Genomic DNA, 24,154 nt, shown 5'->3' with positions numbered 1-24,154 from the left:
CGGTGCCGGTCGACAAGCCACGGATCGAGAGCGCGGTCAGGGAGATCCTGGCCGCCGTCGGTGAGGACCCGGACCGCGACGGGCTCAAGGACACCCCCAGCCGGGTGGCGCGTGCGTACGAGGAGTTCTTCAAGGGCCTCCACGAGGACCCCGCCGACGTGCTCAGCGCGGTGTTCGAGCTGGGCCACGAGGAGATGATCCTGGTCAAGGACATCGAGCTCTACTCGATGTGCGAGCACCATCTGGTGCCGTTCCACGGTGTGGCGCATGTCGCCTACATCCCCGGCACCGACGGCCGGATCACGGGGCTCTCCAAGCTCGCGCGCCTGGTCGACGTCTACGCCAAGCGACCCCAGGTGCAGGAGCGGCTCACCACGCAGGTGGCCGATGCGCTGGTGGACGAGCTCGGCGCGCGCGGCGTGATCGTCGTGGTCGAGGCCGAGCACCTGTGCATGTCGATGCGCGGCGTCCGCAAGCCCGGCTCCCGCACGGTCACGAGCGCGGTGCGCGGCATCATGAGGGACGCCGCGACGCGTGCCGAGGCGATGAGCCTCATCGTCGGCAAGTAGGGGGTCGGCGCGCATGACGCTCGTCATGGGGATCCTCAACGTCACGCCGGACAGCTTCAGCGACGGCGGGATGTACGCCGAGGTCGACGCGGCGATCGCACGCGGTGTCCAGCTCGCGCACGACGGCGCGCACCTGGTCGACGTGGGCGGCGAGTCGACGCGTCCGGGCGCGGATCCCGTGCCTCCCGAGGAGGAGCGCCGCCGCGTGGTGCCGGTGATCCGTGCCCTCGCGCAGGCGGGGATCGCGACCAGCATCGACACGATGCATGCCGCGACGGCGCGCGCCGCCGTCGAGGCCGGCGCGAGCATCGTCAACGACGTCTCCGGCGGGCTCGCGGACCCGGCGATGGCCGCCACGGTCGCGGATCTCGACGTCGACTACGTCGCGATGCACTGGCGGGCCCACTCGACGCGGATGGACAGCCTCGACGCGTACGCGGACGTGGTCGCCGAGGTCGCGGGGGAGCTCGACGCGCGCGTCGACGCCCTGGTCGCGGCCGGCGTCCGCGAGGAGCGCATCGTGCTCGATCCCGGCCTGGGCTTCTCCAAGGTGACGGCCTCCAACTGGCCGCTGCTGGCGAACCTCGAGGCGTGGTCGCGCGGACGCCGTGTGCTGGTCGGCGCGAGCCGCAAGCGGTTCCTCGGTGCCGCGATCGCGCGGCCAGGTGTGGACGCCGCCGATCCGACGGCGCGCGAGCACGCCACCACCGCGGTGACGGCCCTGGCGGCCGCGCACGGCGTATGGGCGGTGCGCGTGCACGATGCTGCGGCGGCCGTCGACGCGACGCGCGTCGTGTCGGCTTGGGAGAACGCGCGTCGACCGGAAGGATGGGCCCCATGACGACGCCGACCATCACCCCGTACCTCAAGGACGGGATCGAGCTCGACCAGATCATCGTCCAGGGCATTCGTGTCACGGGCTTCCACGGGGTGTACGCCCCGGAGAAGGAGTCCGGGCAGCTGTTCCTCGCCGATGTGGTGGCCCACGTGTCCACGCGCATCGCCGCCGACAAGGACGACCTCCTCCGCACCGTCAACTACTCCGAGATCGCCGACCGCACCGCCGAGGTGCTGGGTGGCGACCCCTCCGATCTGCTCGAGACGGTCGCCGAGCACATCGCTCGCGCGATCCTCGAGATGCCCGGCGTGCAGGCCGTCGACGTCACGGTCCACAAGCCGCAGGCCCCGCTGCATGTCGAGTTCCGCGACGTCATGGTGAAGATCCGCCGCGATCTGCGCTCGGGCACGCTGTGGGCCGACAAGCGCATCGGCTCCTCCGCGGGCGGCTCGGGCGACCCGTTCGCCCCCGGGCCGCGCACCGGGGACCCCGCGGACCTTCAGCCCCTCCAGCCGGTGACCGCGTTCCTGGGCCTGGGCGGCAACATCGGCGACGTCGACGCCTCGTTCCGCGAGGCGCTGTGGGAGCTGCACCGCATCCCGGGCATCGAGGTGCTGCGCGCCTCCTCGCTTTTCCGGACCCGCCCGGTGGGCGGGCCCGAGCAGGCCGACTTCCTCAACGTCGTGGTCGCGGTCGAGACCTCGCTCGCTCCGCGCGCGCTGCTCGCCGCGTGCCAGGGCGTCGAGGTCCTGCACGGCCGTGAGCGGCTCGAGGCGAACGGCCCCCGCACGCTCGACATCGACGTGCTCGCGTACGACGCGATGACGCTCGACACCGAGGACCTGGTGGTCCCGCATCCGCGCGCCTCCGAGCGGGCCTTCGTGCTCCAGCCGTGGGCGACGCTCGCCCCCGACTTCGACCTCCCGGGTGCGGGCCGCATCGGCGACCTCGCCGCGGCGATCGGCACCGACGGCGTCGAGCTGGTGGCGGAGCGCTGGCCCGCGGCCCAGGAGAGCGCGAACCCGCAGGCGTGAGCGGCATGGGCGCCAGGGCCGCAGCGAGGTCGCGATGACCCCGCTGAGCCGCACGCGCCTTGTGGTGCTCGCCGCCGTCATGGGCCTGGTGGCGTGGGCGATCGCCCGCATGGCGGTCGCCTCCGGCTCGACGCCCCTCGCGGTGCCCTGGACGGTGCTGGTGGTCGCGGGTCTGGTGGGGGTGCTGGTCCTGTGGCTCGGCTGGGCGGTGCGCCAGTACCGGCGCGGCAAGAACCCGGGGCTCAGCGGGCTGCGCGCGGCGCGGACCGCGGTGCTCGCGCAGGCGTGCGCGTACACGGGATCCATCATCGCGGGCACCTTCGCGGGCTACGGCCTCGCGATCGCGCTCGAGTGGTCGCATGCGCCGCGGCGCGAGGTCGCGATCTCCGCCTTCGTGGCGGTGCTCGGCGGGCTCGTGCTCGTCGTCGCGGCGCTGATCGCGGAGCACTGGTGCAAGGACGGTCGCGACGACGACAACGAGGGCGGCTCGGCGCCGGCCTGACACCCGCGTTCGGCCGCGAACCGCGGCTTCGCCTAGGCGCATCGTGCCTGGCTGGGGCATCATCGGAACAGTCCCCGCTTCGCGCGCGGCCCTGCCGCGCCTGTGCTGGGGGCGTGAGCGACATGCGGGTGCTGGTGCTGGGGAACCATCCGGACGACGGCTGGAGCATGCGCCGCTACGGTCCGCTGCTCGCGGCGGCGTACCGCCATGCGGGTGCCGACGTCCGGCTCGTCGAGCCCGCGCGGCTGGTGAGCCATCGCCTCCGCCGAGGGCCCTTGCGCAAGCTCGCGGTGTACGTCGAGTGCCTGGTCGCCTTCCCGCCGATCGCCTTCGGATGCACCGGCGACACCGATGTGGTGCATCTCGCCGACCACTCGAACGCGCTGTGGCTGCTGGGCCCCCTGGCGCGACGGCGCACGGTGGTGACGTGCCACGACCTCGTGGCGGTACGCGCCGCGCTCGGCGAGCTCGAGGAGCACCGGGCGCGTGCGAGCGGGCGCCTCTACCAAGGCGCGGTGCGACGCGGTCTGGCGCGCGCGGATCTGGTGGAATGCGTGTCCGCCGCGACCGAGGGGGACGTCAGGCGGCTGGTCCGGCCGCGTGCGACCCAGGTGCTCCACAACCCCGTCTCCCCGGAGCTCGGACGGCTTGCGAGCGCCGCCAGCACCGCGAGCACCGCCAGCCACGAGCCCGCGCCGGGCCCCGGCTACGCGCTCATCGTCAGCACCGTCGGCTGGCGCAAGCGCCGCGACCACGCGATCCGCGTGTGGCAGCGGCTGCGCGCCGACGGCGTCCTCGCGGGCCTGGGGCTGCGCTTGGTGGGCCCGGCGCTCACGCCGGAGGAGCGCGCCCTGCTGGACGATGAGGAGCGGGCGGCGGTGGTCGCGGTCACCGACGTCTCGGACGCCGCGCTGTCGCACGAGTACGCGGGCGCGAGCGTCCTCATCCAGGCCTCGCGGCACGAGGGCTTCGGGTGGCCCATCCTCGAGGCGAACGCGCATGGCACGCCGGCGCTGTGCGCGGACCTGCCGGTCTTCCGCGAGGTCGCGGGGACGGCGGGCACGTTCGTCGGAGACGACCTCGATGCGGTCGACTGGCCCGCCGTCGCGGCGCACCTGACGGGGGACGCCGCACGCGCGCGTGCCCGGGGCAACGCGGCGCGCTTCGACTACGAAGGCTTCGCGGACGCGCTGGTGCGCCACGCGACCGCCGTCGCGGGTGCCGGGGCGCCCGCCACCCCTGGCACACTGAGGACATGAGCTGGTACGAGAACGCCGCTGCTCCGTGGGTCCCGGTCTCCCGCAGGCTCATCACCGCTCGGCTGGTGCCGGCGGGGATCGTCTTCGGGCTGCTGGTGCTCGCGAGCCTGGTGGTCGCGCTCGCGGTCGGCGAGCCGTGGCTGCTGCTCCTGTCCGTCGCGGTCCTGGCGATCGGCGCGTGGGTCGCCTGGGTGATCGTCCGTCAGGTCACCGCGCATGCATGGGCGGAAGGGGAGGACGACCTCCTGGTGCGCAAGGGACGCATGTTCCGCTCCGTCACCGTGGTGCCGTACGGCCGCATGCAGTTCGTCGACGTCAAGGCAGGCCCGCTGGACCGGGCTCTCGGCATCGCCACGGTGCAGCTGCACACCGCCTCGCCCGGCACGGACGCCTCGATCGCGGGCGTGCCCGCGGAGGAGGCCGCGCGCCTCCGTGACCGCCTCACCACACGCGGCGAGGCACGGCTGGCGGGGCTGTGACCAGCGACGGCCCGGTCTACCGGGCCCCTCGCGAGTGGACGCGCCTGCACGCGGTATCGCCGCTGCTGGGCGGATGGGCCGTGCTCGGCATCGTCCTCGCCTACGTCATCCATCAGCGCCTGCCCGACTGGGTGGCCGGCGACGAGGGTGGCTGGGACTTCTTCGACCAGTTCCCGCTGCTCGGTCTCATCATCGCCGCCGCGCTCGGCTTCGCCGCGACGCTCGCGATCTCGGTGTGGCAGTGGCGGCGCACCGAGTTCCGCATCGGCGACGATGCCGTCTACCTCCGCCACGGCATCGTCACCCAGCAGCAGCGCCAGGCGCGGCTCGACCGGCTCCAGGCCGTCGACGTGGTGCAGCCGCTGCTCGCGCGGCTGTTCGGCTTCGCGGCGCTCTCGGTCCAGGTCGCGGGCGGCGAGGGCTCGAGCGTCGAGCTCAAGTTCCTGCGCCTCGGGGACGCGGAGGCGCTGCGCAACGAGATCCTCTACCTCGCCGCCGGGCTCAGGTCCGGCGAGGCGCCGCCCGCCCCCGCCGGGGGCGAGGACGATGCGGGTGGTGCCGGGGCATCGTCCCTCCGCGATCTCGCGGCCGACCGGGCACGCGCGTTCGAGCGCCCCGAGGACGTGCTGACGGGACGCGAGCGCGTGCGGACGGCCGTCGCGGCGGCGGAGGAGCGCGAGGTGTACCGCGTGCCGTTCGGGCGGCTCGTGCTCTCGACGCTCTTCTCGGGCCCGGCGGTGTTCGTGGTGCTCGCGCCGCTCACGGGGATCCTTGCGACCGTGTTCCTGAAGATCGACGTGCTCGGCGGGGTCCTCGCCGCGATCGGTACCAGCCTGTTCGCGATCATCGGTGCGCTGGGCGCGCTGCTCGGCTTCTTCTGGACGCGCATCAACGGGGGCTTCGGCTTCACCGCGGCGCTGTCCGCGGACGGGCTGCGTCTGCGCCACGGCCTCATGGAGACGCGCCGCCAGACCGTGCCGCCGGGACGCGTGCAGGCCATCCGCCTGCACCAGCCGCTGCTGTGGCGCGGCCAGGACTGGTGGCGCATCACGCTCAACGTCGCCGGCTACGGCGCCACGGACGAGGCGGTCTCGGTGCTGCACCCGGTCGCGACGCGCGAGGAGGCCCTCACCGCCGTGTGGCTGGTGCTTCCCGACCTGGGCGAGCCCGACCCGTACGGCACCTTGGGCTACGCGCTCCACGGCACCGGGGCCGAGGGCGGCTTCCTCGCCAGCCCCGAGCGCGCGCGGCGCCTCGACCCCTTCCAGTGGCGGTTCCGCGGCGTGCGCGCCACCGAGCGTGCGCTGCTGATCCGGCGCGGACGGTGGTCGCGCGAGCTCATGATCGTCCCCCACGAGCGCACCCAGTCGCTCGGGCTCACCCAGGGCCCGCTGCGCCGCTCGCTGCGGCTCGCGAACGTCGAGGTCCACTCGACCGCGGGGCCGGTCACGCCGGTCGCGGCGCACCTGGACCTCGACGACGCGATCGCGCTGCTCGACGCGCAGGCGGCGAGGGCCGGCGAGGGCCGGAGGCGCCAGACCCCCGAGCAGTGGATGACCGCGGTCGGGCTCGCGCCGGCGGCGCCCGCCGGCCCCTCAGCTTCCTCTGCTCCCTCCGCTCCCGAAGGAGACCCGCATGGATGACGTCCGCGGACACGCGGTCAACGGCAACACGCGACGGCCCGGGCGCCTGCGCATCGGCGTGGTGGGGGCGGGCCGCGTGGGAGCGGTGCTCGCGGCCGCGCTGCGCGAGGCCGGCCATGAGATCGTCGCCGCATCCGGGGTCTCGGATGCGACGCTGTCGCGCATCGACGCGCTCCTGCCGGGTGTCCCGGTGGCCGACCCGGACGAGGTGGTGCGCGCCGCCGAGCTGGTGCTCCTCACCGTCCCGGACGATGCGATCGCGCCCGTGGCCGCGGGCCTTGCGAAGGTCGAGGCGTGGCGCCCCGGCCAGCTGGTGGTGCACACGTCCGGCCGGCACGGCATCGACGTGCTCGCGCAGTCGGGTGCCGCCGGGATCGTGCCGCTCGCGATCCACCCCGCGATGACCTTCACCGGCACGTCGATGGACCGTTCACGGCTCACCGACGCCGTGTTCGCGGTCACCGCGCCTCCGGGCATGCTGCCGATCGCGCAGGCGCTCGTGGTGGAGATGGGCGGCGAGCCCGTGGTCGTGGAGGAGTGGGACCGCCCGCTCTATCACGCGGCGCTGGTGCACGGCGCGAACCACGTGGTCACGGCCGTCGCGCAGGCGAGCGGGGTGCTCGCGCGCATCGGGATCGAGGAGCCCGCGCGTGTGCTCGGGCCGCTCATCCACGCGTCCGTCGACGGGGCCCTGCGCGACGCCCCGGGCGCCGTCTCCACCCTGACCGGGCCTGTGGTCCGCGGCGACGCCGGCACGGTCGCGGCGCACCTGCGGGCGCTCGAGGGGCAGCCCGAGGCGCTTTTCGCGTATCGTGCCATGGCGCGCGCCACGGCAGACCTGGCGCTCAGCGGCGGCCGCATCGGCCCCGCGCAGTACGCCGACCTCATCGCGACGCTCGGCACCGACGGAATGGGAGATTGATGCGCATCGTCCACACGGCGAGCGACCTCAGAGGTGCCGCGACGCGGCCCTCCAGGCGTGCGGGGGACCGCGCGTCGCGGGCGGTCGTCATGACCATGGGTGCGCTGCATGAGGGCCACCTGGCGCTGGTGCGCGCGGCCCGCGAGGGCGCCGACGAGGTGGTGGTGACCATCTTCGTCAACCCGCTCCAGTTCGACGATGCGGACGACCTCGACCGGTACCCGCGCACGCTCGACGAGGACTGCGCGCTGCTCGAACCGCTCGGCGTGGACGTGGTCTTCGCGCCGTCCGTCGAGGAGGTCTACGCGGGCGGCGAGCCGGTGGTGACGGTCTCCGCGGGCGCGATCGGCGAGGTCTTCGAGGGCGCGCATCGTCCCGGCCACTTCGACGGCGTGCTCACCGTGGTGGCGAAGCTTCTCAACCTCACCCAGCCGGACCTGGCGTTCTTCGGGCAGAAGGATGCGCAGCAGGTCATCGCCGTGCGGACCATGGTCCGCGACCTCAACTTCCCCGTCCAGGTGGTGGCCGTGCCGACCGTGCGCGACAAGGACGGCCTCGCGCTGTCCTCGCGCAACGTGTTCCTGTCGCCCGCCGAGCGGGAGCGCGCGCTCGCCCTCTCCGCGGCGCTGCGAGAGGCCGATGCGGCGGTCAGGTCGGGCGCGGGGGTGTCCGCCGCGCTCGCGGTCGGGCGTGCCGTGCTCGCCTCCGAGCCGGACGTCGACGTCGATTACCTCGAGTTCCAGGATCCCGTGACCGCCGATGTGGTGCCCGAGGGCTACCGTGGAGAGGCGGTGCTCGCCGTCGCTGCCCGCGTGGGCGAGACCCGGCTCATCGACAACCTGGTGACGCGGTTCGCCTGACGCGTACCGCCCACCCCGCCCGACAGCCCCAACGGAGCTGGTCCCGACACGCCGGGCCGGCCGGCGCATAGTGACCCGATCCCCGGCGTGTCACGGCGAACTCCGTTCGTGCTGTCCAGAGTCAGAAGGCTTCTCATGACCTCGCTTCAGCGCCCGATGATGATCTCCAAGATCCACCGGGCCACCGTGACCCAGGCGGACCTCCACTACGTGGGGTCCGTCACCATCGACGTCGACCTCATGGAGGCGGCGGATCTGCTGCCCGGGCAGCAGGTGGACATCGTCGACGTCACCAACGGCGCGCGGCTCACCACGTACGCGATCCCGGGTGAGCGCGGCTCGGGGGTGCTGTGCATCAACGGCGCGGCCGCGCACCTCATCACCGAGGGCGACCTGGTGATCATCATCGGTTACGGCATGCTGGCCGATGCCGAGGCGCGGACCTTCGAGCCGCATGTGGTCTTCGTCGACGGCGCCAACCGCGTGGTCGAGCTCTCCGACGAGCCCGGGCTGGTCCCGGACAACGCCGCCGGGCTCGAGCCCTCGGGCCTGCCGGTGCACGGGTTCCACACGCAGGGCTGGGACGCCTACCCCGCCTCCCCGTCCTGACAGCCGCAACGGATCTCGCCGCGACACGCGGGCCGTCCGGGCGCATCGTGCCGGCTGACGCGGCGTGTCGATCCGAGATCCGTTGCGACTGTCCGGAGAGGGAGGGGCGCGGCGAGGGTCCCGCATCGTCGCCGGTAGCCTGGCCCTCATGACCGCCTTCGTGCGCAGCCTTGCCGCGCCTCAGCCCGGCTGGACCATCGAGACCGACGTCATCGTGGTGGGGTCCGGCATCGCCGGGCTCACCACCGCGCTGGACCTGCGTGAGCGGGTGGACCGCGTGCTCGTGGTGACCAAGGGCCTGCTGAGCTCGGGATCCACCGTGTGGGCGCAGGGCGGCATCGCGGCGGCGCTGGACCCGGAGGACACCCCCGAGGAGCACCTCGAGGACACGCTCGTCGCCGGGGTGGGGCTGTGCTCCGAGGAGGCCGTGCGCGTCCTGGTGACCGAGGGGCCGCACTCCATCCGCAAGCTCCTGCGCCGCGGCGCGCAGTTCGACACCGGCCCCAACGGCGACCTCACCCTGACGCGCGAGGGCGGCCACCACCGCGACCGCATCGTCCACGCGGGAGGCGATGCGACCGGCGCGGAGGTCTCCCGCGCGCTGGTCGAGCAGCTCGAGGCCATCCGCAACGACCCCGGCATCGAGGTCATCGAGCACGCCATGGTGGTCGACCTGCTCACGGGCGCTCCCGACGCCGACGGCCGTCCCGGCCCGGTCTGCGGCGCGACCATCCACGTGATCGGCGAGGGATCGCGCGACGGCGTGGGGGCGGCGCTCGCCAAGGCCGTGGTGTTCGCGACAGGCGGCATCGGTCAGGTGTTCCGCTCGTCGACCAATCCCGCATCCTCCACGGGAGACGGCCTCGCGGCGGCGCTGCGCGCCGGTGCGGCGGTGGCGGACGTCGAGTTCGTGCAGTTCCACCCCACCGTGCTGTGGCAGGGTGCGAATGCGCGCGGCCAGCTCCCCCTCATCTCCGAGGCGGTCCGCGGGGAGGGCGCCTACCTGCTCAACGGCGCGGGCGAGCGGTTCATGGTCGGTCGCCACGAGCTCGCCGAGCTCGCGCCCCGCGACGTGGTGAGCCGCAACATCGTCGACGTGATGCGCGAGGAGGAGTCGGACTCGGTCTTCCTCGACTGCCGCCACCTCGAGCGGGGCTTCCTCAAGAAGCGCTTCCCGTCGATCTGGGCGTCGCTCAAGGAGCACGGCCTCGACATGGCCAACGACCTCATCCCGGTCGCGCCGGCGCAGCACTTCCACTCGGGCGGCATCCTCACCGACCTCTCCGGACGGTCGACCCAGAAGGGCCTCTACGCGATCGGCGAGGCGGCCTGCACCGGGGTCCACGGTGCCAACCGCCTCGCGTCGAACTCCCTGCTCGAGGGGCTCGTGTTCGCCCGCCGGGCGGCGCGCGACGCCGCCGCGATGGTCGCGGACGGCGTGCTCCCGCAGCTCGAACCCGTCGAGCGGGTGGGGGAGTCCGCCCTGGTCCCGGCGACGATGCGCCCGCGCGTCCAGGCGATCGCGCACGAGGGCGCAGGGCCGGTCCGCGACGGCGACGGGCTCGACGACGCCGTCGCGCGGCTGGATCGCATCCGTGCGCGGTTCCACACCGAGCCGGTCACCACCGTGATGCCGCAGGTGGCGGAGTGGGAGGCCACGAACATCGTCGCGACGGCGTCGGTGCTGTGCGAGGCGGCGCTGCGGCGCGAGGAGTCGCGCGGCGGGCATCAGCGGTCCGACTTCCCGGCGACCGATGACGAGTGGGCGGTGCGTCTCGCGGCTCGGCTGGATCCCGACGGCACGCTGGTGTTCGCGAAGGCGCCGCTCGAGCTGGGCGAGTAGCGGCGCGGTCGCCCGCCCCGCCCCGACAGGCGCAACGGAGCTGGTCCCGACACGCCGACGCCGCACCGCCCCCAGGGGGGACGATGCGGCGTGTCGGTTCGAGATCCGTTGCCGCTGTCGGGCTGTCGCGGAGGGTCAGGCGTTCGCCGGCTGGAACGCCCCCGTCGCGAGCTCGAGACCCGGGACCGCCTCGACCAGCGTGAACATGCCGCCGTCGAGCGTCGCGGAGTCGAGGCCGTGCTGCGCGAGCACGCGGTGCGCGTAGTAGGAGCGGACGCCCGAGGCGCACAGCACGCGCACCGGACGGCCGGCAGCCATCTGCTTGACGCCCTCGATGTACTCACGGATGTGCGTGTGCGGGAGGTTGAGCGCCTCGGGAAGGTGGCCCATCGCGTACTCGCGCTCCGAGCGGACGTCGATGAGCAGCGCGTTCTCGCGCGCCCAGTCGAGGTCCTGGAAGCGCCACACCTTGGTGGTGCCGTTGACCACGTTCTGCGCGAGGAAGCCGAGCATGTTGACCGGGTCCTTCGCCGAGCCGAACGGCGGCGCGTACGCGAGCTCGAGCTCCGCGATGTCGTCGACGTCCATGCCGGCGCGCAGCGCGGTCGCGAGCACATCGATGCGCTTGTCGGCGCCGTCGGGGCCCACGGCCTGCGCGCCGAGCAGCTTGCCCTCGGGTGAGAACACGCCCATGAGGTGCAGGATCTGCGAGCCGGGGTAGTAGCCGGCGTGGTTGCCCGGGTGGGTGTGGACCACGAAGTACTCGATGCCGGCCGCGTCGAGCATGCGGGGCGAGGCGCCCGTCATGGCAGCGGTGAGCCCGAAGGCGCGCACGATGGCGGTGCCCAGCACGGGCTGCGCCTGGTCGACGCGGCCCATGATCGAGTCCGCGGCGCGGCGGCCCTGGCGGTTCGCCGGTCCGGCGAGCGGCACGGGGCCCACCTGGCCGGTGACGCCGTGGCGCACGGCGATCGCGTCGCCGGCGGCCCAGATGTGCGGGTCGGACGTCTGCTGCAGCGAGTCGACCAGGATCGCGCCGCGGTCGGTCAGCTCGAGGCCGGCCTCGGCGGCGAGCGCGGTGTTGGGCCTCACGCCCACCGACATCACGACGATGTCGGCGGCTACCTCCGTGCCGTCGCCGAGCGTCACGGTGACCGCCGCATCGTCCCCGCCCTCGCGGATCCCCGTCGCGGCGACGCCGGTGCGGACGTCGACGCCGTGCGCGCGCAGCTCCTTCTCCACGAGCGCGCTCATCTCGGGCGCGAGCGGCGGGAGCACCTGAGGCGCGAGCTCGACGAGCGTGACCTCGAGGCCGCGGTGGCGGAACGCCTCGGCCGTCTCGAGGCCGATGAAGCCGGCGCCCATGACGACGGCGCGTTTGGCGGTCGCCGTGCGGGCGGCGAGCTCGCGCGCCTCGTCGACGGTGCGCAGGTGAGTGACCTGCGGGAGGTCGACGCCGGGGATGGGCGGGACGATGGCGTCCGCGCCGGGGGAGAGCACGAGCGCGTCGTACTCGAAGGTCTCGGTGCCGGCCGGGGTCGCGACCAGGACGGTCTGCGCCTCGCGGTCGATGCTGATGACCTCGTGCTCGATGCGGACGTCGAGGTCGAGCTCCGCCTTGAGCGAGGCGGGGGAGTGGAGCAGCAGGTACGAGTCCTGCTCGATCTCGCCGCCCACGTGGTACGGGAGCCCGCAGTTCGCGAAGGAGACGTACTTGCCCTTCTCGAACACGATGATCTCGGCCTGCTCGTTGAGCCGGCGTGCCCGGGCCGCGGCGCTCATGCCGCCCGCCACTCCACCGATCACCAGGATGCGCATGCGATGTCCTTCCGTCGAAAGTTCGTGAACCAGGCTAACAGATACCCCGGGGGGTATATTCCGACCTTGGTCCCGAGGGTTTCCTGACGGGGACGATGCGCCTGGTGGGGCGCCGTTCCAGGCTACGCCTGGCGACGCCGCGGCGCGGATCTCAGGCGAGCGACATGAACATCTTCTGGAGGCGCTCCTTGGCCTCCGCGGTGTCCTCGTCGGAGCGCACGCACTGCTCGAGGCCGGTCGCGATCATGGTGAAGCCGGCGCGGTCGATCGCCTTGGACACCGCGGCGAGCTGCGTCACCACGTCGGCGCACTCGCGGCCGTCCTCGATCATCTTCAGCACCCCGGCCAGCTGGCCGTGCGCGCGGCGCAGGCGCTTGACCACGGGGTCCATGTCCTCGGGGCTCAGGTGGATCTCGGCCATGGCAGTCCTCCCAGGTGCTCTCGGCGTCCCCTCAGCATACCCCTCGGGGGTATATGCCCACGAGGCCCAGGGTCCCGTGCATGCCACGATGGGCGCATGACCCGCACCCCGCACCCTGAGGAGGTCGCGCTCGCGGCCACCGCCCCGGCGCCGCTCGACCGCGAGGCCCTGGCGCGCATCGTGCGCCTCTCCCTCGACGAGGACCTGGGCGGATATCCCGGCCGCGACGTCACCACGCAGTCGACCATCCCGTCCGACGCTCGCGTCTCCGGCGTGGTCGCGGCGCGCGAGGCGTGCGTGCTCGCGGGGGTCGAGGCGATCGAGGAGACGATGCGCCAGGTCGCCGCGCGCCACGACCTCCCTGTGCCAGGCATCGTGCTCGAGGCCGCGGACGGCGACCGGCTCGCCGCGGGCGCGGTCATCGCGAGGCTCGAGGGCCCGGGCCATGTGGTCCTCATCGCCGAGCGCACGCTGCTCAACCTGATGTCCCGTGCCTCCGGCGTCGCGACGCACACGCGCCGGTGGGCCGATGCGCTCGACGGCACCGCCGCGTACGTGCTCGACACGCGCAAGACCACCCCGGGCCTGCGCGAGATCGAGAAGTACGCGGTGCGCGTGGGCGGCGGCGTCAACAAGCGCATGGGCCTGTTCGACTGCGCGATGGTCAAGGACAACCACATCGTCGCGGCCGGCTCGGTCGCGGCGGCGATCGCGCGCATCGGCGACGCCTACCCCGACGTGCCCGTGCAGGTCGAGGTCGAGGACGCGGTGCAGGCGCGCGAGGCGATCGCGGCCGGTGCGCGGTTCCTCATGCTCGACAACATGCCGCCGGAGACGATGCGCGCGCTGGTGGAGGCGGTGCGCGCCGGCGAGGACGGCACCGGCAAGGTCTGGCTCGAGGCGACGGGCGGCCTCACGCTCGCGAACGTGCGCGACGTGGCCGCGACGGGCGTGGACTTCATGTCGGTCGGCGCGCTCACGCACTCGAGCCCGATCGTGGACCTGGGCCTCGACCTCGCCGCGCCCCCGGCGCCCTGACATTCCCAACGGAGTTGGTCCCGGTTCCGCGGCGTGTCGGGTCTTCCGGCCCCGAATCCCCGGTGTGTCGTCGCGAACTCCGTCCTGACTGTCAGGGGGAGAGGCGGCACGTAGAATCGTCCGCGTGACTGAGCAGACCGCGCCCGCCCCCGAGACCACCGACGACATCCCTGAGCAGATGCGCGTGCGTCGCGAGAAGCGCGACCGCCTCATCGCTGAGGGCGGCGAGGCGTACCCGGTCACGGTGGACCGCACCCACGAGATCGCCGAGGTCAAGGCCGCGTACGCGGGGCTCGAGGACGGCGAGGAGACGCAGGACGTGGTCGGTGTCGCCGGCCGCGTGGTCTTCATCCGCAACACCGGCAAGCTGTGCTTCGCGTCCATCCAGGACGGCCAGGGCGAGCGTCTCCAGATCATGCTCTCGCTCGCGGAGGTCGGCGAGGAGTCCCTTGCCGCCTTCAAGAGCACCGTCGACCTGGGCGACCACCTGTTCGCCAAGGGCCGCGCCATCAAGTCGCGCCGCGGCGAGGTCTCCGTGTTCGCCTCCGAGTGGGCCATCGCGGCCAAGTCGCTGCGTCCGCTGCCCACGCTCCACAAGGAGCTCGCGGAGGACACCCGCGTGCGCCAGCGCTACGTCGACCTCATCGCGCGTCCCACCGCGCGCGACACGGTCCGCAACCGCGCGAAGCTCAACCGCAGCCTCCGCGAGAGCCTGCACGGCCGCGGCTTCATCGAGGTCGAGACCCCGATGCTCCAGACGCAGCCCGGCGGTGCCGCGGCCCGCCCGTTCGTCACGCACATGAACGCGTACGACATCGACCTCTACATGCGCATCGCGCCCGAGCTCTTCCTCAAGCGCGCGGCCGTGGGCGGCATCGAGAAGGTCTTCGAGATCAACCGCAACTTCCGCAACGAGGGCGCGGACAGCTCGCACAGCCCCGAGTTCTCGATGCTCGAGGCCTACGAGGCGTACGGCAGCTACGACACCATGGCCGAGCTCACCCAGAGCCTGGTGCAGGGCGCCGCGGACGACATCTTCGGCACGCAGGTGGTCACGCTCGCGGACGGCTCGGAGTACGACCTCTCCGGCGAGTGGCGCACCATCTCCATGTACGACTCGCTGTCCGAGGCGATCGGCGAGGAGATCACCCCCGAGACCTCGGTCGCGGCGCTCCAGGCGCTGTGCGACCGCTTCGAGGTCTCCGTCGACCCCAAGCGCGTCAACCACGGCAAGCTGGTCGAGGAGCTGTGGGAGCACCACCTGGGCGACACGCTGCACGAGCCCACGTTCGTGCGCGACTTCCCGGTCGAGACCTCGCCGCTGACGCGCGACCACCGCACCAAGGACGGCGTAGTCGAGAAGTGGGACCTCTACGTCCGCGGCTTCGAGCTCGCGACCGCGTACTCGGAGCTGGTCGATCCCGTCATCCAGCGCGAGCGCTTCGAGCAGCAGGCGCGCATGGCGGCGCAGGGCGACGACGAGGCGATGAGGCTCGACGAGGACTTCCTCACCGCGATGGAGTACGCGATGCCCCCGAGCGGCGGCATGGGCATGGGCATCGACCGCCTGCTCATGGCGCTCACGGGCCTGGGCATCCGCGAGACCATCCTGTTCCCGCTCGTGAAGCCCACGGAGGACTGACATGCCGATCTGGCAGCAGGTGCTGGTGGGTGTCATCCCGTCGATCGGCGTGGGTGCGCTGTTCTGGTACGTGATGCGCGCGGTGATCCGTGCGGATCGCAACGAGCGCGCGGCGCTCGCTGCTGCCGAGGCGGGGGACGAGGCGGGCGAGGCGCCCCGGTCGGCGCAGCCGGGGAGCCCCGCGCAGGCCTGAGGCTCGGGCGGGCCTCGGCTCAGCGAGCCGAGTGCCGAGGAGCCTGGTTCTCCGCGGCGTAGGCGAGCACCCCGGCGCCGACCACGCACGCGAAGGACAGGAGCCACAGCGCCGCCGCGACACCTTCGAGCGCAGGGATCTGGGAGAACGCGACGGAGATCGCCGCGATAAGGCTCAGGGCGCTCGCGGCGCGCAGCTCGGTCAGCATTCACCCTCCGTCAGATGCGTGGCCCCGGAATGGCCCGGCTCCGCACGCTACCGGGGCGATGCGCGTAAGGCAACGACCTGGCCGAACGCTGTGATCCCGCGCCGTTCGCGTGCGGGCGCGCCGCGATTATCGGCGTCCGTCGCCGCATTTTGGGAAATGCCGCGGATTCGCCTCCGAAACTCGACCCGATAATCGCCTGGAGCGCAATTGACGCGCACGTGTCCCGAATGCGAATATCAGGGGCACATGCTGAGGAAGGGAACTGCTGTGGCGCAGAAGGTTCAGGTGGTCCTGGTCGACGACATCGACGGCACCGCCGCATCCGAGACCGTGTCGTTCTCCCTCGACGGGTCGTCCTACGAGATCGACCTCACCGAGGGCAACGCTCAGAAGCTCCGTGACGCGCTCGCGCCGTGGATCGCTGCCGGCCGTCGCACGGCGACGCGCAAGGCTCCCGCCCGTGCGCGCAAGTCCGGATCGGGACCCGCGCCCGCCGCCGTCCGCGCATGGGCGAAGGAGAACGGCGTCGACGTCCCCGAGCGCGGGCGCATCCCGTCGAAGGTCCGCGAGGCCTACGACGCCGCGCAGTGACGCTCCTCTGGGGCACCTACCCGGTCGCGGGGCTCGGCACCCCGGCCGGGCTCGGGGAAGGCATCTGGCGGTCCGCCACCCCTGAGTCGGTCGCCTCGGAGCAGGTGCTCGCGCTGCCCGCGCCCTCCTTCCTGATCGCGCACCCGACGCTGCCGCTCGTCTACGCGGCATGCGAGCTGCCCGCGAGCGAGGTCGCCGTGCTCGACGTGAGCCGCCCTGCGGCCCCGCGCCTCGTCACCCGTCTGGTGACCGGAGGTGCTGATGCTTGCCACCTGCTCCTGTCGGTCGACGCGCGGACGCTGTACGTGAGCCACTACTCGAGCGGGCACCTCGCTGTGGTCCCGCTCGACCAGGACGGGCTGCCGGTGGGGGATGCTCCCGCCCAGCTGCTGGGGCACGCCGGCTCGGGGCCGAACGCCGACCGCCAAGAGGCGCCGCACGCGCACTCGGCGGCGCTCGCGCCGGGCGGGCGGCATGTGCTCGTCGCGGACCTCGGCACCGACCAGCTGCGCCGCTACCGGATCCTCGACGACGGCCTGCTCGAGCCGGACGGCATCGCCGCCGTGCTGCCGCCCGGTGCCGGACCGCGCCACCTCGCGGTGCGGGGCAGCCTGCTGTACGTCACGTGCGAGCTGGACCACCAGGTGCGGACGCTCCGCTGGGACGGTGCATCGTCCACCGCGGAGGTCATCGCCGAGCGGCCCTCCACCCTGGCCCCGCCCCGCAGCGCGGAGCTCCAGGACGCGCACGTCGCGCTCACGCGCGGGCACACGGGCGACGTGCTGCTCGTGTCCGTGCGCGGCGCGGACGTGATCTCGATCTTCGACGTCGCTCCCGAGGGCGAGCTCGCCTACCGCGGCGCCTTCGACGCCGGGCACTGGCCGCGGTACTTCGCGGCGCTGGGCGACAGGCTCGTGGTGGGGGAGGAGCGTGGGCACCGGGTGCGGTCGTACGCGCTCGCCGACGTCATCGGGATGCCGCCCGAGCTGGGGGTGGGCGAGGTCGTCGACCTGCCGCATGCGGTGGGCGAGGTCGCGAGCCCGGCCTGCGTCATCGAGGTCTGACCGCTCTTCCGCCCAGGTATCCGCCCGGATCAGGCGAGCGGCGCGAGCAGCTCCTTGACGGCCGATGCGGTGGGGACGCGGCCCGACATGAGCAGCGCCTCGTCGACCACCAGGCCGGGCGTGCGCATGACGCCGTAGCCGGCGATCGCGCCGTAGTCGGTGACCTTCTCGAAGGTGGCGTCGAGGCCCAGCTCCGCGGCGGCCTCGCGCGTGACGCGCTCGAGGTTCGCGCAGTTGGTGCAGCCGGGGCCCAGGATCTTGATGTGCATGGCGTTGTCCTTTCGGGTGGTGTCAGGCGGGGAGGACGGCGTTGAAGAGGTAGCCGACGGCGACGATGCCGACGGTGACGACGGCGATGAAGAGCCCGATGAGCTGCGGCTTGAGCACGCGGCGCAGCAGGATCATCTCGGGCAGGCTGAGCGCGACCGTCGCCATCATGAAGGCGAGCAGGGTGCCCATGGGCAGACCCTTGTCGAACAGCGCCTCGACCATCGGGAGCACGCCGGCGGCGTTCGAGTACAGCGGCACGCCCAGCAGCACGGCGAGCGGGACGGCGAGCAGGTTCTCAGGGCCCGCGTGGTCCGCGAACCACTGCTCGGGCGCCCAGCCGTGGATCGCCGCACCGATGCCGATCCCCACCAGCAGGTACGGCCAGATCTTCTTGAGGATGTCCCGGACCTCCTCGAGGCCCATCTGGACGCGGTCGTTCCATGTCAGCGCGTAGCCGGGGTCGACCGCCTGGCCGCCCAGCGTGGTCTCGAAGACGAAGGGCTCGATCCAGCGCTCGGGTCGCATGCGGCCGAGGATGAAGCCGGCGACGATCGCGATGGTCAGCCCGGCCCCGATGTAGAGGAGAGTGGGACCCCAGCCGAACAGCCCGAGCAGCAGCGCGATCGCGACCTCGTTCACCAGCGGGCTCGCGATGAGGAAGCTCAGGGTGACGCCCACCGGGACGCCGGCCGCCACGAAGCCGATGAACGCCGGCACGGCCGAGCACGAGCAGAACGGGGTGACCACCCCGAGCGCCGCGGCGGCCACATTGCCCACGCCCTCGCGCCTGCCGCCCAGGATTGCGCGCGTGCGCTCGACCGACATGAAGGAGCGCAGCACCGTGACGAGGAAGATGATCCCCGCGAGCAGCAGCAGGATCTTGACGGTGTCGTAGAGGAAGAAGTGGATGCCGGAGCCCAGCCGGGTCTCGAGGTCGAGGCCCACCACGTCGCGCAGGAGCCAGTCCCAGAACGGGAGGTTGACGGAGTACAGCGCCCACCATCCCAGCGCCGCGGCGCCCAGCCCGGCCCACCGCTCGAGCGGGGTCGCGCGGTGCACGCGCTCCATCACCGCCATCACGCGCCCCCGAGGTCGCGGGCGGGCGCGGGCAGCGCCTCGGTGAGGCGGGACGATGCGTCGGGCGCCAGCGCATAGTCGATCCAGCGGCCGCGGCGGGTCGCGGTGACCAGCTCCGCGTCGCGGAGGATCCGCAGGTGGTAGCTCAGCAGCGTGCTCGACACGTCGACATGCTCCTGGAGGTCGCACACGCAGCGGGGCCCGTCGGCCAGGCGCGCGAGCACGGTCCAGCGGACGGGGTCCGCGGCGGCCTGGAGCAGCGCCACGGCCGCTGGGGGGTCGCGCGGGGGTGCGGCCCGCAGGGTGAGGGAGGCCGTGGACGATTGAGCCATATTTGAAGTGTGTACCCGTGGGGGTATCCAGGTCCGGGACCGTGGTCCCGGTGCCCTCGCACCCGCTTCCGACACTCCCAACGGAGTCGGTCCCGATCGCGCGGCGTGTCGGGCCCGGAATTGGGCGACACGCCGCATCGTCCAGGCGAACTCCGTTGCGACTGTCGGGATGGGCGGGCGCTGGGACCTTGGGCCAGCGCGGCCCGGGCGGTGCCTACTAGGCTGACCGCATGACCTACACACTGATCCTGCTCCGCCACGGCGAGAGCGAGTGGAACGAGAAGAACCTGTTCACGGGCTGGGTCGACGTCCCGCTCAACGACAAGGGCTGGGGCGAGGCCAAGCGCGGCGGCGAGCTCCTCAAGGAGGAGGGCATCCTCCCCGACGTGCTGCACACCTCGCTGCTGCGCCGCGCGATCATGACCGCGAACCTCGCGCTCGACGCCGCGGACCGCCACTGGATCCCCGTCAAGCGTCACTGGCGCCTCAACGAGCGTCACTACGGCGACCTCCAGGGCAAGAACAAGGCCGAGACCCTCGAGCAGTTCGGCGAGGAGAAGTTCATGATCTGGCGCCGCAGCTACGACGTGCCGCCGCCGGAGATCAGCGCCGAGAACCCGTACACGCAGGAGGGCGACCCGCGCTACGCCGGCGAGCCGATCCCCAAGACGGAGTGCCTCAAGGACGTCCTCGAGCGCGCGCTTCCGTACTGGGAGTCCGAGGTGGTCCCGGACCTCAAGTCCGGCAAGACCGTCATGGTCGCGGCGCACGGCAACTCGCTGCGCGCGATCGTCAAGCACCTCGACGACGTCGCGGACGACGCGATCGTGGGCGTCAACATCCCCACGGGCATCCCGCTGGTCTACCACCTCGACGAGGAGACCCTGAAGCCCACCAACCCGGGCGGCACCTACCTGGACCCGGAGGCCGCCGCGGCCGCCATCCAGGCCGTCGCCAACCAGGGCAAGAAGAAGTAACGCACCCGCGTCGCCGGAGGCCCCCGACCATCAGGTCGGGGGCCTCCGTGCTTCCTGGGACGATGCGCGGTGTGCGCGGTCCGGAACGCTAGCCTGCGTCCATGCCGGACGATGCTGGGCGCCCCTCGCGCATGCGCGTGCCTCGTCACCCGGCGTGGAGCGTCCTGCTGACCGTGCTCGCGCTCGCCGGAGCGACCATGACCGGCATCCTCGTCGACTTCGACCTGCACCTGCGCGATCACGCTCCGACCGCCGAGGCCACGATCCTGGAGACCGGGACGTTGCTGGGCGCGACCTGGGCGACGATCGAGTTCACGACGCAGGACGGCCGGGCTGTGACCACGTCCTCGATCGATGTCGCGGGCACGCCGGAGGCGGGGTCCACCGTGCTCGTCCGCTACTCGTCCGAGGACCCCGCCTCCTACGTGCGAGACGCCGCGCTCGGCACCCTCGGGACCGACACCGTCGCCTTCGCTGCCATCACGGTCGCCGTCCTCGCGCTCGCCTTCGTGGTCTGGCGCCACCGGCGCCGTGGTGGGAAGCGACGCGGGCTCCGCGCCTGGTGGACGTCGCAGCAGGGGGCGGCGGCCTGCGGGCTCGTCGTCGCCTTGCTATGCGGCACCATCGCGACCGCCGGCATCGACTCCATGGCTCACCTCGACGCCGACGATCCCACGGCCGAGGCCACGGTGACCGATCGCTGGTGGGCGGGACGAGGCGGTGATCACATCGAGTTCGTGTTCGAGACCGAGGCCGGCCAAGAGGTCATCGGACAGTGGTCCGCTGGAGACCGCGAGATCGGCGACACCTTCCCCGTGCGCTACGACCCCGCCGACCCCGCCTTCTACTACGGGCCCGCCGACGGGGATGGGTCCGACGCCGTGCTCGTATGGACCATGGGCATCGTCGCCGTGGTTTCGCTCGCCTACGCCGGGCTGGGTCTGGCGGGGCGCCTGCCTGGCTGGGCGCTCAACCGGGACGTCCTCCAGGGCTGAGCTGCGGCCCGCATCGTCCCCGGGAACGCGGAAGGCCCCGACCGTCCGGTCGGGGCCTTCCGCGCGTGCGGGCCGCGTCAGATCTTGGCGTCGGTGTCGGACAGGTCGCCGGTCACCAGGTAGACGATGCGACGCGAGACGCCCACGGCGTGGTCGCCGAAGCGCTCGAAGTAGCGGGCGAGGAGCGCGAGATCGAGCGTCTCGCGCGGGCTGCCCTGGTACTCGCCGTCCACGATCGCCTTGTACGCGCGGGCGTGCAGCTGGTCGAGGTTGTCGTCGTCGGACACGATCGCGGCGGCGACGTTGAGGTCGCGGGTCTCGAGCAGGCGGACCGTCTCCGCGGCGGCCTCCTTGGCGGCCTGCGCCATGCCCGTGACGATCTCGCGGTGAGAGTCGGGGATCGCCGACTCGGGGTAGGCGCGGCGCGCCGCCTCGGCGATGTGCTGGGCCAGGTCGCCCATGCGCTCGAGCGAGGCGGAGATCCGCAGCGACGAGATGATCGTGCGCAGGTCGAGCCCCACCGGCTGCTGCTGGGCGATGAGCAGCACGCAGCGCTCGTCGACCAGGGACTCGAGCTCGTCGAGCTTCGCGTCCTTCGCGATCACGCTCTGCGCGAGCTCCACGTCGCTGGACAGGATGGCGGTCGAGGCATCGGTGATGGCGCCCTCGACGTGACGCGCCATCGCGATCAGGTCGTCCGCGAGCTCCGACATCTCGGCATTGAACAGGGTCCGCATGGCTCTCCTTCTTGCTGTGCCCCCTCAGTCTGGCATCACTGCCAGGCACCTTGGGCAAACCCCCTGACGACCTCGGTGAACAATCGGTGCCAACCGTGAACATTGGGTGAACGCTGGGGCGCATGGATACTGTGTCGCCATGAGCCCGGAGGTGTGGATCGCCGCGATCGTCGGCGCCGCCGTCGGCGCCTCGATCGTGTCCGTCACGTTCCTGCTGCGCCAGCGCAACCAGGCGATCGCCGCGACCCTCGTGCCGCATCGCACCAGGCAGCTCATGAGCGCGCTGCAGTCCGGCACCGTGGTCATCCGCCGCGACAGGCGGAGCGCGTACAGCAACAGCACCGCTGCTGCGCTGGGCGTCGCGCGCCCGGACGGCGCGCTGAACTCCGACCTCGCGGACCTTGCGGAGGAGGCGTGGCGGCGCGAGATGCCGCTCGAGGACGAGGTCGCGGTCCATCGCGGCGTCCTCACCAACCCGCGCTTCGTCCACGTGCGCGTGACGCCTCTGGACGACGAGCTGTGCCTCGCGGTGGTCAACGACAACACCGAGTCCCGTGCCGCCGAGCAGTCGCGTCGCGAGTTCGCGGTCAACGTCTCCCACGAGCTCAAGACCCCGGTGGGCGCGCTGAGCCTGCTCGCGGAGACCATCGAGGAGGGCGCGGACGACCCTCAGCTGGTGCGCAAGTTCGCCAAGAAGATGCGCAAGGAGTCGCGCCGGCTCACCAAGCTGATCCAGGAGATCATCGAGATCTCCCGCCTCCAGGGCGGCGGCTCGGTGGTCGAGCACGAGGAGCTCCACCTCGAGGGCGTGGTGCACGAGGCCATCGAGGGTGCGCGCCTGGGCGCCGAGGCGAAGGACATGCGGCTCGTCATGGATGTCCGCGAACGCCCTACGGTCCTGGGCGACCGCGACCTCCTGGTGATGGCGCTGCGCAACCTCATCGACAACGCGGTCGCCTACTCCGACGAGGGCACCGAGGTGGTCGTCTCGGTGGCCGCGCGCGACGGGGTCGCCTCGGTCGCCGTCATCGACAAGGGCATCGGGATCGACGTCGGGGACCAGGAGCGCATCTTCGAGCGCTTCTACCGCGCCGACCCGGCCCGCTCGCGCGAGACGGGCGGCACGGGCCTGGGCCTGAGCATCGTCAAGCACATCGCACTTCAGCACTCCGGCTCGGTGGCCCTGTGGTCCGAGCCCGGGGTGGGCTCCACCTTCACCCTCAAGCTCGCAGTTCACCGGGAGGCATGATGACCGAGGCACGGATCCTCGTGGTCGAGGACGAGGAGTCGTATCGCGACTCCCTCCAGTTCCTGCTCGAGCGCGAGGGCTTCTCCGTCGCGCTCGCCGCGACCGGGACCGCCGGCCTCGACGCCTTCATCCGCGACGGTGCGGACCTCATCCTGCTCGACCTCATGCTTCCTGGCATGTCGGGCCCCGAGGTCTTCAAGGCGGTGCGCGAGCGCTCCGACGTGCCGGTGATCATGGTGACAGCCAAGGACGACCAGGTGGACCGCATCATCGGGCTCGAGCTGGGCGCCGACGACTACGTCACCAAGCCGTACTCGGGCCGCGAGCTGGTCGCGCGCATCCGCGCGGTGCTGCGCCGCTACGCCGCGGGCGCCGGGGACATCGCCGACGAGCCCGAGCGCCTCACCATCGCGGGGATCACCCTTGATCCCGAGCGCCTCCAGCTCACGCGCGACGGCCAGACCCAGTCGCTGCCGCCCAAGGAGTTCGCGCTCCTGCACCTGCTCGCGCAGAACGCGGGCCGCGTGCTCCCGCGCCAGGTCATCATCGACCGCGTCTGGGGCTCCGACTACTTCGGCGACACCAAGACGCTCGACGTGCACATCAAGCGCATCCGCAGCCGCGTCGAGGCGGACCCGTCGGAGCCGACGCTCATCCAGACCGTGCGTGGGGTCGGGTACAGCTTCGAGGCGTGAGCGGCCCACCGGAAGTGGTGGGTCCTTGTCGCATCTCGCGGATCGCGGGCTCGCAGTGGTGCCTGGTTGCCGCCCCGACCGCCGGGGCGACCACCAGGCACCACTGCGGCGCGGAGATCTCCCAGGACCGACCACCAGGTACCACTTCGGCGGTGGCTGGTGGCCGGTGGCCGGTGGCTGGTGGTTGGTGGCCGGTGGTCGGTGGCTGGTGGCGCGTGGGCGGGGCGGCAGGGGCACGATGCGGCGCTCGGCCGGGCATCATCGTCACGTTTCGATAACGCTGCCGGGG

Annotated in this window: 27 protein-coding genes; 20 read left to right on the top strand and 7 right to left on the bottom strand. The window is 72.4% G+C overall.

The annotated features are described in order from the left end of the window. The first annotated feature begins 2 nt into the window (after positions 1 to 2). From folE to AOM00_RS01940, 11 genes are all read left to right on the top strand, one after another. On the top strand, positions 3 to 569 hold the full coding sequence (gene folE, locus AOM00_RS01990) for a GTP cyclohydrolase I FolE (protein WP_228373375.1): 567 nt from the start codon (positions 3 to 5) through the stop codon (positions 567 to 569). 13 nt (positions 570 to 582) lie between these two features. Further along, positions 583 to 1,410: a dihydropteroate synthase gene (folP, locus tag AOM00_RS01985; protein WP_062516198.1), complete on the top strand. Its 828-nt coding sequence runs from the start codon at positions 583 to 585 to the stop codon at positions 1,408 to 1,410. Beyond that, positions 1,407 to 2,441, top strand: a complete 1,035-nt coding sequence (gene folK / locus AOM00_RS01980; RefSeq protein ID WP_062516197.1) for a 2-amino-4-hydroxy-6-hydroxymethyldihydropteridine diphosphokinase — start codon at positions 1,407 to 1,409, stop codon at positions 2,439 to 2,441. The genes folP and folK overlap by 4 nt, the downstream gene beginning before the upstream one ends. A 34-nt stretch (positions 2,442 to 2,475) precedes the next feature. After that, positions 2,476 to 2,943 carry a DUF3180 domain-containing protein gene (locus AOM00_RS01975; RefSeq protein WP_062516196.1) on the top strand — a complete coding sequence of 156 codons (468 nt, stop codon included), beginning with the start codon at positions 2,476 to 2,478 and terminating at the stop codon, positions 2,941 to 2,943. A gap of 122 nt (positions 2,944 to 3,065) precedes the next feature. Next, positions 3,066 to 4,202: a glycosyltransferase gene (locus AOM00_RS01970; RefSeq protein WP_062516195.1), complete on the top strand. Its 1,137-nt coding sequence runs from the start codon at positions 3,066 to 3,068 to the stop codon at positions 4,200 to 4,202. Beyond that, positions 4,199 to 4,681, top strand: a complete 483-nt coding sequence (locus tag AOM00_RS01965; RefSeq protein ID WP_062516194.1) for a PH domain-containing protein — start codon at positions 4,199 to 4,201, stop codon at positions 4,679 to 4,681. The genes AOM00_RS01970 and AOM00_RS01965 overlap by 4 nt, the downstream gene beginning before the upstream one ends. Next, positions 4,678 to 6,324 carry a PH domain-containing protein gene (locus tag AOM00_RS01960; protein WP_062516193.1) on the top strand — a complete coding sequence of 549 codons (1,647 nt, stop codon included), beginning with the start codon at positions 4,678 to 4,680 and terminating at the stop codon, positions 6,322 to 6,324. Before AOM00_RS01965 ends, AOM00_RS01960 begins: the two co-directional genes overlap by 4 nt. Next, positions 6,317 to 7,246 carry a Rossmann-like and DUF2520 domain-containing protein gene (locus AOM00_RS01955; RefSeq protein ID WP_062516192.1) on the top strand — a complete coding sequence of 310 codons (930 nt, stop codon included), beginning with the start codon at positions 6,317 to 6,319 and terminating at the stop codon, positions 7,244 to 7,246. The genes AOM00_RS01960 and AOM00_RS01955 overlap by 8 nt, the downstream gene beginning before the upstream one ends. After that, positions 7,246 to 8,106, top strand: coding sequence for a pantoate--beta-alanine ligase (gene panC / locus AOM00_RS01950; protein ID WP_062516191.1), 861 nt, complete (start codon positions 7,246 to 7,248; stop codon positions 8,104 to 8,106). Before AOM00_RS01955 ends, panC begins: the two co-directional genes overlap by 1 nt. 135 nt (positions 8,107 to 8,241) lie before the next feature. Beyond that, positions 8,242 to 8,715, top strand: coding sequence for an aspartate 1-decarboxylase (gene panD / locus AOM00_RS01945; protein WP_062516190.1), 474 nt, complete (start codon positions 8,242 to 8,244; stop codon positions 8,713 to 8,715). 148 nt (positions 8,716 to 8,863) lie between these two features. Next, positions 8,864 to 10,558 (top strand): L-aspartate oxidase, encoded by a 1,695-nt coding sequence (locus AOM00_RS01940; RefSeq protein WP_062516189.1) that lies wholly within the window; start codon positions 8,864 to 8,866, stop codon positions 10,556 to 10,558. Between the two features lie 135 nt (positions 10,559 to 10,693). Here AOM00_RS01940 and AOM00_RS01935 read toward each other — a convergent pair whose 3' ends face one another. After that, positions 10,694 to 12,376: an FAD-dependent oxidoreductase gene (locus tag AOM00_RS01935; protein ID WP_062516188.1), complete on the bottom strand. Its 1,683-nt coding sequence runs from the start codon at positions 12,374 to 12,376 to the stop codon at positions 10,694 to 10,696. 151 nt (positions 12,377 to 12,527) lie between these two features. Next, positions 12,528 to 12,788 carry a metal-sensitive transcriptional regulator gene (locus AOM00_RS01930; RefSeq protein ID WP_062304715.1) on the bottom strand — a complete coding sequence of 87 codons (261 nt, stop codon included), beginning with the start codon at positions 12,786 to 12,788 and terminating at the stop codon, positions 12,528 to 12,530. 105 nt (positions 12,789 to 12,893) lie between these two features. Here AOM00_RS01930 and nadC point away from each other — a divergent pair, with 105 nt between their 5' ends. From nadC to AOM00_RS01915, 3 genes are all read left to right on the top strand, one after another. Then, positions 12,894 to 13,835 carry a carboxylating nicotinate-nucleotide diphosphorylase gene (gene nadC, locus AOM00_RS01925; protein WP_062516187.1) on the top strand — a complete coding sequence of 314 codons (942 nt, stop codon included), beginning with the start codon at positions 12,894 to 12,896 and terminating at the stop codon, positions 13,833 to 13,835. Positions 13,836 to 14,013: 178 nt separating this feature from the next. After that, the gene (gene lysS / locus AOM00_RS01920) at positions 14,014 to 15,477 is read left to right on the top strand and encodes a lysine--tRNA ligase (RefSeq protein WP_082096450.1); all 1,464 of its coding nucleotides are present in this window, start codon (positions 14,014 to 14,016) and stop codon (positions 15,475 to 15,477) included. Between the two features lies 1 nt (position 15,478). Next, the gene (locus AOM00_RS01915) at positions 15,479 to 15,670 is read left to right on the top strand and encodes a hypothetical protein (protein WP_062516185.1); all 192 of its coding nucleotides are present in this window, start codon (positions 15,479 to 15,481) and stop codon (positions 15,668 to 15,670) included. A gap of 19 nt (positions 15,671 to 15,689) precedes the next feature. Here AOM00_RS01915 and AOM00_RS01910 read toward each other — a convergent pair whose 3' ends face one another. Beyond that, positions 15,690 to 15,878, bottom strand: a complete 189-nt coding sequence (locus AOM00_RS01910) for a hypothetical protein (protein ID WP_062516184.1) — start codon at positions 15,876 to 15,878, stop codon at positions 15,690 to 15,692. A gap of 267 nt (positions 15,879 to 16,145) precedes the next feature. Between AOM00_RS01910 and AOM00_RS01905 the strand changes: the two genes are divergently transcribed. Together AOM00_RS01905 and AOM00_RS01900 are read left to right on the top strand one after the other, a co-directional pair. Then, entirely contained in the window at positions 16,146 to 16,469 is a 324-nt protein-coding gene (locus tag AOM00_RS01905; protein ID WP_062516183.1) for a histone-like nucleoid-structuring protein Lsr2, read from the top strand. Next, the gene (locus tag AOM00_RS01900; protein ID WP_062516182.1) at positions 16,466 to 17,533 is read left to right on the top strand and encodes a lactonase family protein; all 1,068 of its coding nucleotides are present in this window, start codon (positions 16,466 to 16,468) and stop codon (positions 17,531 to 17,533) included. Before AOM00_RS01905 ends, AOM00_RS01900 begins: the two co-directional genes overlap by 4 nt. Before the next feature lie 29 nt (positions 17,534 to 17,562). Here the strand turns inward: AOM00_RS01900 and AOM00_RS01895 are convergent, their stop codons facing one another. The 3 genes from AOM00_RS01895 to AOM00_RS01885 are packed head-to-tail and all read right to left on the bottom strand — an operon-like array spanning position 17,563 to position 19,212. Further along, a complete protein-coding gene (locus AOM00_RS01895) occupies positions 17,563 to 17,802 on the bottom strand; it encodes a thioredoxin family protein (protein WP_062516181.1) in 240 nt (79 codons plus the stop codon). Positions 17,803 to 17,824: 22 nt separating this feature from the next. Beyond that, entirely contained in the window at positions 17,825 to 18,880 is a 1,056-nt protein-coding gene (locus AOM00_RS01890) for a permease (protein WP_062516180.1), read from the bottom strand. Further along, entirely contained in the window at positions 18,880 to 19,212 is a 333-nt protein-coding gene (locus AOM00_RS01885; protein ID WP_082096421.1) for an ArsR/SmtB family transcription factor, read from the bottom strand. The genes AOM00_RS01890 and AOM00_RS01885 overlap by 1 nt, the downstream gene beginning before the upstream one ends. 230 nt (positions 19,213 to 19,442) lie before the next feature. Between AOM00_RS01885 and AOM00_RS01880 the strand changes: the two genes are divergently transcribed. Both AOM00_RS01880 and AOM00_RS01875 read left to right on the top strand, forming a co-directional pair. Further along, positions 19,443 to 20,189, top strand: coding sequence for a phosphoglyceromutase (locus AOM00_RS01880; protein WP_062516179.1), 747 nt, complete (start codon positions 19,443 to 19,445; stop codon positions 20,187 to 20,189). Positions 20,190 to 20,290: 101 nt separating this feature from the next. Further along, the gene (locus tag AOM00_RS01875; RefSeq protein ID WP_156158977.1) at positions 20,291 to 21,184 is read left to right on the top strand and encodes a DUF3592 domain-containing protein; all 894 of its coding nucleotides are present in this window, start codon (positions 20,291 to 20,293) and stop codon (positions 21,182 to 21,184) included. A 77-nt stretch (positions 21,185 to 21,261) separates the two neighbouring features. Here the strand turns inward: AOM00_RS01875 and phoU are convergent, their stop codons facing one another. Continuing rightward, positions 21,262 to 21,921: a phosphate signaling complex protein PhoU gene (gene phoU / locus AOM00_RS01870; protein ID WP_062516177.1), complete on the bottom strand. Its 660-nt coding sequence runs from the start codon at positions 21,919 to 21,921 to the stop codon at positions 21,262 to 21,264. A gap of 139 nt (positions 21,922 to 22,060) precedes the next feature. Here phoU and AOM00_RS01865 point away from each other — a divergent pair, with 139 nt between their 5' ends. Both AOM00_RS01865 and AOM00_RS01860 read left to right on the top strand, forming a co-directional pair. Next, positions 22,061 to 23,170: a sensor histidine kinase gene (locus tag AOM00_RS01865; RefSeq protein WP_062516176.1), complete on the top strand. Its 1,110-nt coding sequence runs from the start codon at positions 22,061 to 22,063 to the stop codon at positions 23,168 to 23,170. Next, positions 23,170 to 23,865 (top strand): response regulator transcription factor, encoded by a 696-nt coding sequence (locus tag AOM00_RS01860; protein ID WP_062304639.1) that lies wholly within the window; start codon positions 23,170 to 23,172, stop codon positions 23,863 to 23,865. The genes AOM00_RS01865 and AOM00_RS01860 overlap by 1 nt, the downstream gene beginning before the upstream one ends. The last annotated feature ends 289 nt before the right edge of the window (positions 23,866 to 24,154 follow it).

It is taken from the genome of Demequina gelatinilytica, from assembly GCF_000971115.1.
In the GTDB taxonomy this organism is placed as follows: domain Bacteria; phylum Actinomycetota; class Actinomycetes; order Actinomycetales; family Demequinaceae; genus Demequina; species Demequina gelatinilytica.
Note: the sequence above shows the minus strand (reverse complement) of the source record. Positions and strands in the feature narration are given on the sequence as shown.